Raw genomic sequence first — 15,436 nt, forward strand, 5'->3', positions numbered from 1 at the left:
GCATTAAAGTAATGACTGCGTTTCGTCGAAACCAAACCGAATATTCATGCACTGAACGGCTTGCGCTGCTGCACCTTTTAATAGGTTATCTTCTGTCCCCACTAAAATCAGGTGCTCACCTTTCAATACAAAACCAATGTCACAAAATGGCGTTCCCACAACGGATTTTAGTGCAGGAACCCCGTTGTCATATAAACGGACTAATGGTTTATTTTGATACGCATCTTTAAATGTTTGGCTAATTTGCTCCGCTGTAACGCCGGCTTTCACCTTACAAGTGATTGTTGCCAGTATGCCCCGTGCAAAGTTGCCTAAATGAGGCGTGAAAATCACCTCTCTTCCTAAATGTGTAGCGATTTCCGGTTGATGGCGATGAGTAAAAATACCGTATGGCTGTAAGCTTACTTCGCAAAAACTGTTAGTCATTGAGGCTTTGCGTCCTGCTCCTGAGACACCGCTGGTAGCGTTGATCACCGGCCACATGTTTTCATCCAGCAGATCAGCTTCAATCAATGGCTTTAGCGATAACTGAGAAACTGTTGGGTAGCATCCAGGCACAGCAATCAGCTGCGCCTGACGGATTTTATCGGCTTGCCATTCTGCTAAACCGTAAACTGCTTGCATTAACCACTGGGTATTTGTATGTTCAAAACCGTAGTATTGTGGGTAGAACGCAGCATCTTGAACCCGATAAGCTCCTGAAAGGTCAAACACCACACAACCGGCTTCTAGAAATTGAGGTGCAATATCATGGCTAACTTCGTGGGCAGTCGCGAGAAAAACAATATCAATGCCTTGTGCCGCTACAGCCACATCCGTTAATGGCTGTACAGGAAGGTCAATAATACCTTTATACTGAGGATGTAAATCAGAGAAGCATTTACCCGCATCAGCACTTTGTGCGGATACCATCAGACCGGAAAGATGAATTTCAGAATGACGCTGTAAATATGCTGCTAATTCCGCTCCAGTATAGCCACTGGCCCCGATAATGAGTGTGTTCAACATGTGTATTCTACCTTGTACTCGTGACCCAAACAGTTTAATGTGTATTTTTATTCAAATAAAGTGCATGAATATTGATACTATTATGGATAAAGGCTGTCAACAGTGAATATTAAATTACCTGCATTTATTGAGATTTATCGTCAATTAATAGCAACTCCATCGATTAGTGCGACCGATTCTCATTTGGATCAGAGCAATAAAGCGCTTGTTGAGCTATTAGGTGGATGGCTAGAAACTTTAGGCTTCTCGGTGAATATCCAACCCGTTCCCGATACCCGAGACAAATATAACTTGTTAGCCAGCATTGGTGAGGGTAACGGAGGATTGATGCTGTGTGGTCATACCGATACCGTACCTTTCGATGATGGCCGCTGGAGTAGAGATCCATTCAAACTCACCGAACACGATGGCAAGCTGTATGGCCTCGGTACCGCAGATATGAAAGGCTTTTTTGCCTTTATTATCGATGCATTAAGGGATGTCGACCTCACTACGCTCAAACGCCCGCTACATATATTAGCAACCGCGGATGAAGAAACTTCAATGGCGGGTGCGCGCTACTTTGCAGCGAATACGGCATTGCGCCCTGATTTTGCCATCATCGGGGAGCCAACGTCATTGCAACCAATACGGGCGCATAAAGGTCATCTTTCTAATGCAATTCGTATTACAGGCCAATCAGGGCATTCTAGTGATCCTGCTCGTGGGGTGAATGCCATCGAGTTAATGCATGAATCTATTTCCCACTTAATGACATTGAGAAATACATTAAAAGAACGCTATAACAATCCAGCATTTGTCATTCCATATCCAACCATGAATTTTGGTCATATTAATGGCGGAGATGCAGCAAACCGTATTTGTGGCTGCTGTGAATTACATATGGATATCCGCCCTCTTCCTGGATTGACACTGCAAGATCTCGATGAATTGCTAAATGAAGCTTTAGAACCCGTTCGCGCCAAATGGCCAGGGCGTTTAGCCATTGAAGAAATGCACCCTCCGATTCCAGGATACGAATGCCCGACTGACCATAAAATGGTGGCAGTCATTGAACAATTACTGGGTCAAAAAGCGGCAACGGTCAACTACTGTACTGAAGCACCGTTTATCCAAGAACTGTGCCCAACCTTAGTGTTAGGTCCCGGCTCCATTGAGCAAGCCCATCAGCCTGATGAGTTTATTGATATGAATTTCATTGAACCGACACGTCAGTTAATCAGCCAAATGGTCGAACACTTCTGTTTTACTGAATAATTTTCACCTCACGCGGAGTAACTCTACTCCGCGCATTTCCCCATCATGAATTTTTTTCCTGTTGCGACTGAAAAAACATCAGTGCCAAATTTGATTTAAGAGTTGACTCTCATTGAATATCAAGTAATCTCTATTTAGACGTCTAAACGTATAGAAGTTTAAATGGATAGAGAACATTGAACAATTAATTAAAACAACTAAATAATCAGTCTGCTAATGGCGAGGTCACAGGGTATGAGTTTCTTTCACGCAAATCAGCGCGAGGCGCTAAATCAAAATTTGGCTGAATTAGATGGTCAAATTAATGTCTCATTTGAATTTTTCCCACCTCGCTCAGCGGAAATGGAACAAACGTTATGGAAATCTATCGATAGACTGAAAAATCTAAAACCCAAATTTGTTTCCGTAACCTATGGAGCCAACTCAGGTGAGCGAGATAGAACCCATAGTATAATTAAAGATATCAAAGACAAAACAGGCTTAGTGGCTGCACCACATTTAACCTGTATTGATGCTAACCCAGAAGAATTAAAATCTATCGCAAGGGATTACTGGAATAATGGTATCCGACATATTGTCGCCCTACGCGGTGATTTACCCGATAACAGCAATAAACCCGAAATGTATGCAACCAATCTGGTGGAGCTGTTAAAAAATGAAGCCGATTTTGATATCTCAGTTGCCGCTTATCCCGAAGTCCATCCGGAAGCGAAAAGTGCTCAGGCTGACCTGATAAATTTGAAGAAAAAGATTGAGGCTGGAGCTAACCGTGCCATTACCCAATTTTTCTTTGATGTGGAAAGTTATTTACGTTTTCGTGACCGCTGTGTTTCAACTGGCATCGATGTCGAGATTGTTCCGGGAATTTTACCCGTATCGAACTTCCGCCAGCTAGAGCGATTTGCTAAGTTGACCAATGTCCGTATTCCAACATGGATGAGCAAAATGTATGAAGGGTTGGATAATGATCCTGAAAGTCGTAATTTAGTCGGCGCTTCAATTGCGATGGACATGGTGAAAATTTTAAGTCGTGAAGGCGTTAAAGATTTTCATTTCTATACGTTAAATCGTTCTGAACTGACCTATGCAATCTGCCACACATTGGGTGTGAGACCTTAATTAACGATTTATACCCTTCTCAAATATCGGGTTAATTGTGTCTTGCCACTAATTAGCCCGATTAATTAGCTTCATTTTCAAAATTCAATATCATCCTCATATTTCAATATCATCAATATTAGACTAAATATTTGTTATTTTTAAAATAAATCAAGAATATATTTTTAAAAATAACCGAAATATTAAGTTAAAATTCAAAGTAAAATACATCTCAATAAGAGCATCCATTATTGAGCACTCTATATAATATGATAAATATTATAGTAAAACGCTATTTCATTCTTATTCCATATACCCATAGATATTGAGTGGCAATTATGCAAATCCCATTCATTTCATATAAATATTTATTCATCCATTTGATATGTAATGAATTTTCACATTAAATCACTTATTGAAAATTTATATTAACAATGTTGATAATTTGTTATACCTGATTAACTTCAAATTTAAATCATATTTACCATCAAAACGAATAATGGAAACAACTGCAAATTAAATAAGATTAATCCTTTAACGAGCTTTATTTAGATTTATTTTTGTGCTTATATCAAATACAAGAATCTTAAATCCTTCTAGTAATCAAAACTCAATTATTGAGGAGATTCGTTGTATGAATAATAAATCAGTATCTTCAAAATATAGTGAATTAGATGATGTCTATGCATCATTAGATTTATCTCAATCATTACCAAAAACGAAGTTTCCAACTAAAGAAAGCGATCCACGCAACGTATTTAGTGCGGTACGTGATGAGTTAATGCTAGATGGTAACTCCAGACAAAACTTAGCGACGTTTTGCCAAACTTGGGTTGATGATGAAATTCGCAGCTTAATGGACTTATCTATCGATAAAAATATGATCGATAAAGATGAGTATCCACAAACTGCAGAAATTGAAAACCGCTGTGTCCATATGCTTGCCGATTTATGGAACTCCCCAGACGCACAAAATACGTTGGGCTGCTCCACCATTGGTTCCTCTGAAGCAGCAATGCTTGGGGGCCTTGCATTAAAATGGCAATGGCGTAAAAAACAAGCGGCAAAAGGTAAACCTACCGATAAACCAAACTTAATTTGTGGCCCCGTACAAATCTGCTGGCACAAATTTGCACGTTATTTTGACGTTGAGCTTAGAGAAATTCCTCTCGAAGGCGACCGCCTGATCATGACACCAGAAGAAGTTTTAAAACGCGTAGATGAAAACACCATCGGCGTTGTGCCGACTTTGGGCGTCACTTTTACTTGCCAATATGAACCAGTTAAAGCGGTTCATGATGCACTGGATAAACTGCAAAAAGAAACGGGCTTAGATATTCCTATCCATGTGGATGGAGCGAGTGGTGGCTTCCTAGCGCCTTTCTGCGCACCGACACTTGAATGGGACTTCCGTTTGCCACGCGTCAAATCAATCAATGCCTCCGGACATAAATTTGGTTTAGCACCATTAGGTGCAGGTTGGGTTATTTGGCGTGAAGCGAAAGACTTACCTGAAGAGTTGATTTTTAATGTTAACTATCTCGGCGGTAACATGCCAACCTTCGCATTAAACTTCTCTCGCCCGGGTGGACAGATCATCGCTCAGTACTACAATTTCCTACGTTTAGGCCGTGAAGGCTATGCAAAAATTCACAATGCCTGCTACGCCACTGCACAATACCTTGCTCGTGAAATCGAAAAACTGGGACCATTCGAAATGATTTTCGATGGTGACAGTGCTAGCGGTATTCCAGCCCTCGCATGGAAACTGAAAGATGATGTGAAAAACAGCAATTATTCCTTATACGATATTGCCGATAAACTGCGTAGCCGTGGATGGCAAGTCCCTGCTTACTCAATGCCGGCGAACCGTGAAGACCTGGTTATCCAGCGTATTCTTGTACGTCACGGCGTCAGTTTAGATCTGGCATCTTTATTAATTGAAGACTTTAAACGTACCTTAGATTATTTCGATAAACATCCTGTCAGCAAACCGCTATCTGAAGAAGAAAGCGGTGGTTTCAATCACAGCTAATTATTAAGCCGTTCATCCAGTCGGCGTATTTCTTTCTACGCCGACTGATTCTATGAAACATATGTCAGGAGAATATGTATGGCGACGTCAACCGCTGCTCCAGCAGCAAAACAACTCACCTTATTAGGTTTTTTTGCAATCACCGCATCCATGGTTATGGCGGTGTATGAATATCCGACATTCGCCACTTCGGGTTTCAGCTTAGTCTTCTTTCTGTTATTGGGTGGTCTACTGTGGTTTATCCCTGTCGCCTTATGTGCCGCTGAAATGGCAACGGTAAAAGGTTGGGAAGAAGGAGGTGTTTTTGCTTGGGTTTCCAACACCTTGGGAGAGCGTTGGGGATTTGCAGCAATTTCTTTTGGTTATCTACAAATCGCGATAGGCTTTATTCCGATGCTGTATTTCGTGCTCGGTGCGCTATCCTATATTCTTGATTGGCCTGAACTTAACACCGATCCAGTCACGAAAACTATCGGGGCTTTAGTGATCTTATGGGTTCTGGCATTCACACAATTTGGCGGTACAAAATACACGGCAACTATTGCTAAAGTAGGTTTCTTTGCAGGGATTCTGTTACCTGCATTGATCTTAGTCGGTCTCGCAATCAGCTACCTGATGAGCGGCGCACCTTTAGCAATCGAAATGAGCACTAAAACCTTTTTCCCTGACTTTACCCAAATTGGAACATTGGTTGTTTTCGTTGCCTTTATCTTAAGCTACATGGGTGTTGAAGCTTCTGCGACCCACGTTAATGAGATGAAAAACCCTGGTAGAGATTACCCTGCCGCAATGTTTTTATTGATGATTGCCGCCATCTGTTTAAGTTCGATTGGTGGGTTATCTGTTGCAGCTGTTATTCCAAACAGTGAAATCAACCTTTCTGCTGGTGTGGTACAAACCTTTAAAGTTTTAGTGACTCACTTTAATTCAACCTTTGAGTGGGCTGTGCGGATTATTGTCGCATTACTGTTACTTGGGGTATTAGCAGAAATCGCCTCTTGGATCGTAGGCCCTTCGCGCGGTATGTATGTAGCCGCACAAAAAGGGATACTGCCGAAAAGTTTTGCCAAAGTGAATAAAAATGGCGTGCCAGTCACGTTGGTTATTTCTCAGTTACTGATCACTACCGTGGCTATTATTGTTCTCACCAATACAGGTGGTGGCGGTAATATGTCATTCCTAATTGCGTTGGCATTAACTGTGGTTATCTACTTATGCAGCTACTTCATGCTCTTCCTTGGCTACATGCATTTAGTCTGCAAACAAACTGACCAACAACGTTCCTTCAATATTCCGGGCGGAAAAGGTGTCAAACTTGTCGTTGCGACAGTGGGGCTCATCGTGTCAATTCTTGCCTTCTTTGTCTCATTCTTCCCGCCAAGTTCACTGCCTGGTGGCGCAGATGCAACCACTTACGTCACGTTGTTAGGTGTTAGCTTCGTCATCATTTTCTTACTGCCATTTATTATTTACGCATTCCATAATAAAGCCGGTAAATCCACTAACGTATCCATGGTGCATATCAAAGCCCATAATGCGCCAGTGAACCATTTCTTTATTCACCCTCGTGCCCGTTCAGCGTATGAGTTGGTACATAAAGATCAGAAAAAAAGCAAAACGAAATAACCCATAAACATAAGAGGCTGCCAATCGGCAGCCTCTTCACTTCTAACAATAAACCTCTAACCCGTATTACGCATCCCAGCTGCAACACCAGCAATCGTCACCATCAACGCTTGCTCAACGCGAGGGTCTGGATGCTCTTGCTGGCGAGAGCGATGAAGCAATTCGGCTTGCAGCACGTTCAATGGATCCGTATAAACGTTACGTAATGCGATAGATTCCGCGACCCATGGCAAGTCGGCCATCAACGCTTCATCCTTCGATACTGCCAGCACACTTTTAATATCTTCCGATAATTGGTCACGCAGCTTCTGTCCTAATGGCCATAAACGTTTTTCAACCAGGCGATGATCATAGTATTCCGCCAGCCATAAATCCGCTTTCGCGTACACCATTTCCAGCATCGCTATACGGGTTTTAAAGAACGTCCATTCCTGCCACATTTCATCAAGAACGGCTTGCTTACCTTCTTTCTCAATGACATGTTTCAGCGCAGCGCCTGCACCTAACCACGCCGGTAACATTAAGCGGTTTTGTGTCCATGCAAAAATCCATGGGATTGCGCGTAACGTTTCCACGCCACCCGTTGGTCGACGTTTAGCTGGGCGAGAACCTAATGGCAGTTTACCCAACTCTAATTCCGGTGTAGCAGCACGAAAATAAGGAACAAAGTCAGGCTGCTCACGGACATAATCGCGGTACATTTCACAAGAGACTTCGGACAGCGTGTTCATCACCGCTTTCCATTCTTCTTTCGGCTCTGCGGGAGGCAGTAAGTTAGCTTCGAGGATCGCACTCGCATACATTGCTAAGCTACTGATAGTCACTTGCGGTAAACCAAACTTAAAGCGGATCATTTCCCCTTGTTCGGTAACTCGTAGACCGCCTTTCAGACTACCCGGTGGTTGAGAAAGTAGAGCAGAATGTGCCGGTGCACCGCCACGACCAATGGTGCCTCCACGACCGTGGAATAGGGTCAACTTCACACCCTCTTTTTTACACAGTTTAATTAAAGAGTCTTGCGCATGATATTGCGCCCAAGATGCCGCCATGACCCCCGCATCTTTTGCAGAGTCAGAATAACCGATCATCACCATTTGATGGTCACCGATTAGATTGCGATACCATTCAATGCTAAGCAGTTTGGTCATCACGCTTTCTGCATTATTTAAATCTTCCAGCGTTTCAAACAGAGGCGCCACTGGCAATTTAATGCAAGCCCCAGATGCTTTGAGTAGTAATTTAACCGCTAAAACATCCGATGGGACTTTTGCCATTGAAATGACATAGGCTGCGATGGAGTCTTTCTTCGCTTTGGCAATAACTCGGCAGGTTTCAAATACTTCCTGAGTTTCCGCTGAAGGTTGCCAATCTTGCGGGATCAACGGACGGCGAGATTGTAATTCGGTCAGTAAGAAACGTTGTTTTTCCTCTTCCGACCATTCGCCATAATTTCCTAGCCCTAAATATTCTGTTAGCTCCGACAATGCTTCCGTATGTCGAGTGCTCTCTTGGCGGACATCAATACGCACCAATTGCAGACCAAAACTACGAATACGGCGCAGGGTATCAAGCAATGAACCATTGGCAATAATTTTCATATTGCAGGCAATCAGTGATTGATAGCAAGCGTACAGCGGATCCCATAATTGGGCATTATCCGTCAATAGGTCAGCGGGTGGTAAAACTTGCTCCCCTTTGACTCGACCCTCTAAATACTCGAGCGTTGAGAATAACTGGCTACGTAAATTTTTTGCGATTTGACGATAAGGTTCGTCAACATCATCGCCACCCGCTAGGGCGCGTAATTCTGGGGTTGCTTCCGTCATGGAAAGCTCGGAAACCAATACTTGAATATCTTTGAGGAATAAATCCGCCGCTTTCCAACGGCTTAATAGCAATACATGGCGGGTGACTTCTGCGGTCACATTTGGGTTACCATCTCGGTCTCCCCCCATCCATGAAGTAAAACGAATCGGATTAGCTTCGACAGGTAATTCCGCACCAATCGACTCTTCAAGTTGTTCATTGAACTCACGTAAAAATGCAGGAACACCTTCCCATAGGGAGTTTTCGACAACTGCAAAACCCCACTTTGCTTCATCAATTGGCGTTGGGCGAATTTTACGGATTTCATCGGTATGCCAAGATTGTGCGACGAGCTGACGCAGGCGGCGCATAATATTATTACGCTCGTAATCGGCTAAATCATCATGGTCAAGTTGGGATAAACAGGTATTCACCTCGACCAATTTATGGATCAAGGTACGACGCGCGATTTCAGTTGGGTGTGCCGTCAACACCAGCTCAATCGATAATTCTTCAACGGCTTTTTGAATATCTCCGTGACTAAAATCGTGCTCTTTTAAACGTCCAAATAATTTTTGCAGTGCAACTGGGTTACTTGCCGCTTCTCCGTGGGGAGAAATACTATGGTACTGCTCAGCCACGTTGGTCAGATTCAAAAACTGGTTGAATGCCCGAGCAACCGGTAGTAGCTCATCGTTCGTGAGATTTTGTAAGGACACCAATAATTTTTGGCGCTGAACTTCATTACCAGCACGAGAGGATTTGGATAGCTTACGAATGGATTCGACTTTATCGAGAATATCTTCCCCGAGAGCTTCCTTGATAGTATCGCCGAGTAGTTTACCCAACATACTGACATTACTGCGCATTGCGGAATATTGCTGATTCATGGGACTCCTGATCTTGTGCTGTTGGCAGGATGCCACCCCGTTTCTCATGAACGGTTAACAAACTGCTCTGGATTTCCTGTAAGAAAATTTCAGTCGGCTGTAATAATGTTTTGTGATGCAGACCGCTAAATTCACCCTGTTCCCTATATTCATATCAGAAAAAAAGTGCTTTGGGTGATTTTTATGAAATTTAATTACAGCCTTATTTTTATTAATTTTTCTTATTTAAGTATTGTTTCAGCGCAATCTATCGTCGATTCAGCTCATTAAAGTCATGAATCTTGCTTAAGAATTAAATTGAGAGGATAAAATCAAAAAAATGTAGCACATTGGTCATATTGATCATCGACCAATGTGCTAGCTAGAGACTAGAGAAGTTGAGAAAGGCGGTTTAAATCTGATTGAATTGCTCCCGCGGTTACATCACGCCCTGCTCCCGGTCCTCTGATCACCAGTGGGTTATCGCGATACCAGCGGCTTTCGATCGCAAATACGTTATCCCCCGGTAGTAATGATGCCAAAGGATGCTCCGGTTTCACGGCTTCTACGCCAACTTTTGCCTTACCTTTCACCGCGTCGAAGCGCGCGACATAACGCAGAACTAACCCCATCTCTTGTGCCGCTTCCAAACGCTGCTGCATTTGGTCATTAATCACCGCACTGTTTTCGAAAAATTCATCTAAGGAACCTGTCTCAGCCTGAACAGGGACTAAAGACTCAACACGCACTTCATCCGGCTCAATGTCATAACCCGCTTCACGTGCCAGAATAATCAATTTACGCATCACATCTTGCCCAGAAAGGTCGATACGTGGATCTGGCTCAGTAAGACCTTGTTGCCATGCTTGCTCCACTAACTCACTAAACGGAACTGACCCATCGAATTGCAAAAATAGCCAAGATAACGTGCCAGAGAAGATCCCGCTGATCGCTAAAATTGCGTCTCCGCTTTGTTTCAGATCACGCACTGCGTAGTTGATCGGTAAACCTGCGCCAACAGTGGCATTGTATAACCAGTGACGCCCTGTTTTCGCAAATGCATCACGAATTTCACGATATTGCTGAGTCGGTGCGGCTCCCGCAATTTTATTGGCGCTAATAACATGGAAACCATAGCTAGCAAAATCCACATAGCTGTTAGCTAGCTCACCGCTGGCCGTCACATCAAGAACAATTAAGTCATCGTAAGGGTGCGCACGCATCCACAGGAATAAATTATCATCTTGGTGTTCAATGGCTTCGTCATCAAAAAAGGCTAATGCGCGGCTTGGATCGATACCTTGATAATTCAATAAACTGCGTCGGCTATCTACCACGCCAGCCAAGACAAAATCAAAATCGCTACGTGCAGAGATATTATTTTGTTCCACAGAGAATAGCTCTAACCAACGAGCACCAATATTCCCTTTTCCAAATAACACTAAACCAATGCGTTTTTCTGCTCGGAACAAACTTTGATGCATTCCTTGAATAATATGCTCAGTTTGGTTAGTGCGCAGCACCGCCACCAAACTGATTCCATCTTCTGAATGCCAGATAAACTCAACGGGTTGCCCTTTGAGTTCTTCATAGAATCGGTGGCTATGCAGTGGTTTTTTACATACACCCGCCCCCACTAATGCCACTAAGGAAAAACCTTCACGTAAAGAGAGTGACCCGGGCAGAGCGGCTTCTTCCAAGATATTTAAAGCGCTTTCAACCACTTCAGAGGTGTAACACAGCTGTAAAATAGCGCGGTCATGATGAACACCACGCGCTAGCGGGCGCAATTGAACCCGTTTGAGTAATAAATCGATATCTTTGCAGATTTGATTAAAATCACGCCCTGCAGCAATTCTTAACTCAATCAAGCACACATCATCATGGCTCGTGACAATTTTAGCACCTGCCCCTGACGCTAATACACGCTCAATTTTGGTGGAACCTTGCTCGGGTTGGTAACTACAACGTAATTGCAGATCGATATTGCTCACAGAAACTGGCTGCAAAGTGCGGGTATGCAGTACTGGTGCGGCAAGGCGAGCCAGTTCACTGGCTTCATCCAGTCTTAACAGTGGCAATAAACACGCATCTTTGACCTTACGTGGGTCAGCGCTGTATACCCCTGCCACATCACTCCAAATTGTCACTTTACCGACATCTGCCAGCGCACCAACTTGGGTCGCCGAATAATCGCTACCATTACGCCCTAACAAGACAGTTTCACCTTTATGGTTACGGGAAATAAATCCTGTGACCACAATACGACGATCTGGATACTGGACTAGTAATTGCTGTAATAATTGGCGAGATTGAGATTCATCAACTTGAGGTTGAGCGGCTCTTTCTGCACGCAAAAAAGTTCTCGCGTCTAGCCATGCACTTGCCATGTCAAATTGCTCAAGTACCGCAGACATTAAACGTGCAGACCAAATTTCCCCATGCCCAACCACTTCTGCATATGTCGCATCATTAACGGGCTTATCCAATAAGCCACTCAGACGCTCTAAATCGGCAACAAATAATGCATTCAGTGCTTCAGCTTGATCTTCAGGTAACAGGCCACTAATCAAATCCTGTTGATATCGACGGAGAGCCTGCTGTACCTGATGAGCAGAGATACGGTCACTTTGGCTCAGTTTTAACCAACTAATCAATTGATTCGTCGTACTTCCTGCCGCGGAGACAACCATTAAATCGCCGGGTTGACTATAGTTCGCCATAATATTGGCGACACGCTGATAACATTTCACATCAGCTAAACTACTTCCCCCGAACTTATGTAACTGTCGGTGACAAGGCGTCACCTCAAATGCTGTCAATGCACTCATCAAAAACTCCGCTAACGTTGTGACGCAACCTTAAATGCGTTAGTCAAATCTGCAATTAGATCTTGAATATCTTCAATACCCACTGAAATCCGCAATAAATTATCGGTAATTCCTGCGGCAGTTCGTGCTTCAGGAGACATTCCCGCATGAGTCATGGTCGCCGTATGGGAAATCAAGGTTTCAACACCACCAAGAGATTCCGCTAATGTAAACAGGGTGAGTGCCTGAAGAAAATGACGCAACTGTTGCTCATCACCTGCAAATTCAAAACTTAACATCGCACCAAAGCCAGCTTGTTGCTTGACCGCAATTTCGTGCCCTGGATGATCACTCAAAGCAGGATAATATATTTTCTGAACGAGAGGCTGAGTTTTAAGATATTTTACGATCTCATCGGCGTTACGTTGCTGCTGTGCAATACGTGGAGACAATGTTCTCATGCCTCTTAGCAGCAAATAGCTATCGAAAGCGCCCCCCGTAACACCGATATTATTTGCCCACCATGCTAATTCTAGTGCCCATTTTTCTTCTTTAGCAATCACGGCACCTGCAATAATATCTGAATGACCATTAAGATATTTTGTACATGAATGTACAACAAAATCAGCGCCTAAGGCTAATGGTTGCTGCAATATCGGACTCAAAAATGTGTTATCGACCACCACGAATGCCCCCGCCTGATGGGCGAGACTGGCAATATGTTGGATATCATAAATTCTCAGTAGCGGATTACTCGGCGTTTCAATCAAGACTAACTTAGGTTTCTTTGCTAGTGCGGCTTGCAAGGCTGATTCATCGCTTTGATTGATAAACTCAACTTGATAAGCCCCTTTCAGGCTTAAGCTATGAAATAAACGGTAGCTGCCGCCATAACAATCATGGGGAGCAATGAGTAAGTCGCCGGGTTGCAATAAAACGGTACACAGTAAATGGAGAGCTGACATACCACTGTTTGTCATCACCGCACCGCTTCCACCTTCTAACTGTGCCAATGTGCGCTGTACAATATCGCGCCCCGGATTACCTCGACGAGAATAATCATGGGCTCTTGGCTCATTAAAATCGGTGAAATTATAAGTGCTGGATAAATAGATAGGGGGAACAACACAGCCAAATTGCTGGTCTTCATTTAATCCATTATGTATTGCGATTGTTGATGCCTTGTATGTCATGGGCGTCTCTCCAAGTATGGGATAGCTCAAATCATACGCAAATGAAATTTAGACGTCAACATGTCCGGACGTCTAAACCTCTTTACGTTTATATCAACTAATGGAATAATCAGCCATAATAACTATGTGCCAATTGATGGCTGGTAGCATAAGCAGGCATATAAACACACTTAGCTGGTTAATTTCTCAAGAGAAATTATAATAATCTAAGTGACATTTATTCTAACTTGTATGCAGAACTTTCACTGGATGAATATTTTTCAGGAAGGTTATCGGCATATTATTTTTTTATTATTAATGAACATATCCAAGGTATCTCATGGCTGAATGGAACGGTGAATATGTCAGTCCGTATGCTGAACATGGCAAAAAGAGTGAGCAAGTCAAAAAAATTACAGTATCAATTCCTTTAAAGGTGCTGAAAATTTTGACTGATGAACGTACTCGTCGTCAAATCAATAACTTGCGTCATGCGACTAACAGTGAATTACTGTGTGAAGCCTTTTTACATGCATTTACTGGTCAACCTTTGCCGAATGACGAAGATTTGCGTAAAGAGCGCAATGATGAGATCCCTGAAGCGGCTAAAGAGATTATGCGCGAACTGGGGATCGACCCAGAAACTTGGGAATATTAATTTTCTTATTCGTCCTATCTCATTGTTTTATTCGGCTCGCTAACACGAGCCGAATCCGCCTTTCCAAAGGATTCCTCTGATTTATCCTGCTTTCAGAATTCCCCTCAGGTTTTATTCTTCATATTTATCTACACTCGACCGCTATTACACATGACAATAACAACAATCAGAGGTCTGATAATGAATACATATCGCCCGCTTATTGCCTGCCTACTCGGTAGCGCATTATTAATTACCGCTGGATGCGGGGCTCCCCAGCAATATGCAACGAGTGCATCAGCCCCTGAAGACTCAGCAAAAAAATTGGGAACAAAGTGGGGAGAGGATGTAGATTCTTCAGTTATCACGGTTAATGCTTCTCGACTTTCTTCAACCGCCTATGATACCGCCACGATTTACTATCGGGGTGAGCAAGTCCCTCGCAATACCAGTACATTCACAAAACTTCCATTACAACCATTGATGATTACAGTGACCAATGAGTCAGGACGCCCGATGGATTTTTATCGTAATAATCAAGGGCAATACATTCTTCCCGCTAAAGAAGGTCAACGTTATCAATTGGTAATCACCAATACCGATAACCACCGAACTTTCGAAGTTGTCACCACCATTGATGGGCTGGATGTCCTAAATGGGCAAGCAGGATCGCATCAGAATTCAGGTTATTTGGTACGCCCTAATGGCCAGCTTACCATTGACGGTTTCCGTAAAAATGATAACCAAGTGGCTGCATTCCGTTTTGCGGCACCTGAAGAGTCTTATGTTAATCAAAATATTCAAGGGGATGAACGAAATATTGGCGTAATTGGATTTGCTATTTTTGAAGTAAAAGAAGAGCTACCTGACTGTGAAGCAAATCCATTTCCTGCCGATAATAAATATGCTCCCGCGCCCTGCCAAAAACGCTAGTTTTCTCTAGTTGTTGTTTAGGCGCATTGAGCTGATAAATGCGCCATTCTTCTTTTATTAATCCATCGGTGATTAATTGACCCGCTAGAGTGCGATTTATCATCGGTTTTAATGCTTTTTATACTCGTAAATGCTGAATTAAATTAAAAAAATAAGAAAGCATGCCGTATATCAAGTTTTAACTC

General features: G+C 43.1%; 10 protein-coding genes. 6 read left to right on the forward strand and 4 right to left on the reverse strand.

The genetic code is table 11. From position 1 onward, the window contains the following. Positions 1-3: 3 nt before the first annotated feature. Positions 4-1,008: an N-acetyl-gamma-glutamyl-phosphate reductase gene (gene argC, locus PR761_RS15860; RefSeq protein ID WP_006816252.1), complete on the reverse strand. Its 1,005-nt coding sequence runs from the start codon at positions 1,006-1,008 to the stop codon at positions 4-6. A gap of 102 nt (positions 1,009-1,110) precedes the next feature. Here argC and argE point away from each other — a divergent pair, with 102 nt between their 5' ends. From argE to gadC, 4 genes are all read left to right on the forward strand, one after another. After that, complete coding sequence (argE, locus tag PR761_RS15865; RefSeq protein WP_006816253.1) at positions 1,111-2,265, forward strand: acetylornithine deacetylase; 1,155 nt, start codon at positions 1,111-1,113, stop codon at positions 2,263-2,265. Between the two features lie 234 nt (positions 2,266-2,499). Next, positions 2,500-3,384, forward strand: a complete 885-nt coding sequence (metF, locus tag PR761_RS15870; protein ID WP_039855918.1) for a methylenetetrahydrofolate reductase — start codon at positions 2,500-2,502, stop codon at positions 3,382-3,384. Between the two features lie 613 nt (positions 3,385-3,997). After that, positions 3,998-5,398 carry a glutamate decarboxylase gene (locus PR761_RS15875; protein ID WP_006816255.1) on the forward strand — a complete coding sequence of 467 codons (1,401 nt, stop codon included), beginning with the start codon at positions 3,998-4,000 and terminating at the stop codon, positions 5,396-5,398. A gap of 78 nt (positions 5,399-5,476) precedes the next feature. After that, entirely contained in the window at positions 5,477-7,024 is a 1,548-nt protein-coding gene (gadC, locus tag PR761_RS15880; RefSeq protein WP_006816256.1) for a glutamate:gamma-aminobutyrate antiporter, read from the forward strand. Positions 7,025-7,080: 56 nt separating this feature from the next. Here gadC and ppc read toward each other — a convergent pair whose 3' ends face one another. The 3 genes from ppc to metB form a co-directional block, all read right to left on the reverse strand. Then, positions 7,081-9,720, reverse strand: a complete 2,640-nt coding sequence (gene ppc / locus PR761_RS15885; RefSeq protein WP_006816257.1) for a phosphoenolpyruvate carboxylase — start codon at positions 9,718-9,720, stop codon at positions 7,081-7,083. Positions 9,721-10,088: 368 nt separating this feature from the next. Continuing rightward, the gene (locus PR761_RS15890) at positions 10,089-12,530 is read right to left on the reverse strand and encodes a bifunctional aspartate kinase/homoserine dehydrogenase II (protein WP_154610720.1); all 2,442 of its coding nucleotides are present in this window, start codon (positions 12,528-12,530) and stop codon (positions 10,089-10,091) included. An 11-nt stretch (positions 12,531-12,541) separates the two neighbouring features. Continuing rightward, on the reverse strand, positions 12,542-13,702 hold the full coding sequence (gene metB, locus PR761_RS15895) for a cystathionine gamma-synthase (RefSeq protein ID WP_006816259.1): 1,161 nt from the start codon (positions 13,700-13,702) through the stop codon (positions 12,542-12,544). Between the two features lie 319 nt (positions 13,703-14,021). On the opposite strand from metB, the gene metJ reads away from it, so the two are divergent. Together metJ and PR761_RS15905 are read left to right on the forward strand one after the other, a co-directional pair. Further along, on the forward strand, positions 14,022-14,339 hold the full coding sequence (gene metJ / locus PR761_RS15900) for a met regulon transcriptional regulator MetJ (RefSeq protein WP_004265315.1): 318 nt from the start codon (positions 14,022-14,024) through the stop codon (positions 14,337-14,339). Between the two features lie 180 nt (positions 14,340-14,519). After that, a complete protein-coding gene (locus PR761_RS15905) occupies positions 14,520-15,251 on the forward strand; it encodes a hypothetical protein (protein ID WP_006816260.1) in 732 nt (243 codons plus the stop codon). Positions 15,252-15,436 lie beyond the last annotated feature (185 nt).

This window comes from Providencia sp. PROV210 (assembly GCF_028479445.1).
In the GTDB taxonomy this organism is placed as follows: domain Bacteria; phylum Pseudomonadota; class Gammaproteobacteria; order Enterobacterales; family Enterobacteriaceae; genus Providencia; species Providencia rustigianii.

Excerpts from the sequence above, each read along its gene's own strand:
- gadC (WP_006816256.1), top strand. The coding sequence starts at position 5,477 with ATGGCGACGTCAACCGCTGCTCCAGCAGCAAAACAACTCACCTTATTA.
- ppc (WP_006816257.1), bottom strand. The coding sequence starts at position 9,720 with ATGAATCAGCAATATTCCGCAATGCGCAGTAATGTCAGTATGTTGGGT.
- PR761_RS15905 (WP_006816260.1), top strand. The coding sequence starts at position 14,520 with ATGAATACATATCGCCCGCTTATTGCCTGCCTACTCGGTAGCGCATTA.
- metF (WP_039855918.1), top strand. The coding sequence starts at position 2,500 with ATGAGTTTCTTTCACGCAAATCAGCGCGAGGCGCTAAATCAAAATTTG.
- metJ (WP_004265315.1), top strand. The coding sequence starts at position 14,022 with ATGGCTGAATGGAACGGTGAATATGTCAGTCCGTATGCTGAACATGGC.
- PR761_RS15890 (WP_154610720.1), bottom strand. The coding sequence starts at position 12,530 with ATGAGTGCATTGACAGCATTTGAGGTGACGCCTTGTCACCGACAGTTA.
- argC (WP_006816252.1), bottom strand. The coding sequence starts at position 1,008 with ATGTTGAACACACTCATTATCGGGGCCAGTGGCTATACTGGAGCGGAA.
- metB (WP_006816259.1), bottom strand. The coding sequence starts at position 13,702 with ATGACATACAAGGCATCAACAATCGCAATACATAATGGATTAAATGAA.
- PR761_RS15875 (WP_006816255.1), top strand. The coding sequence starts at position 3,998 with ATGAATAATAAATCAGTATCTTCAAAATATAGTGAATTAGATGATGTC.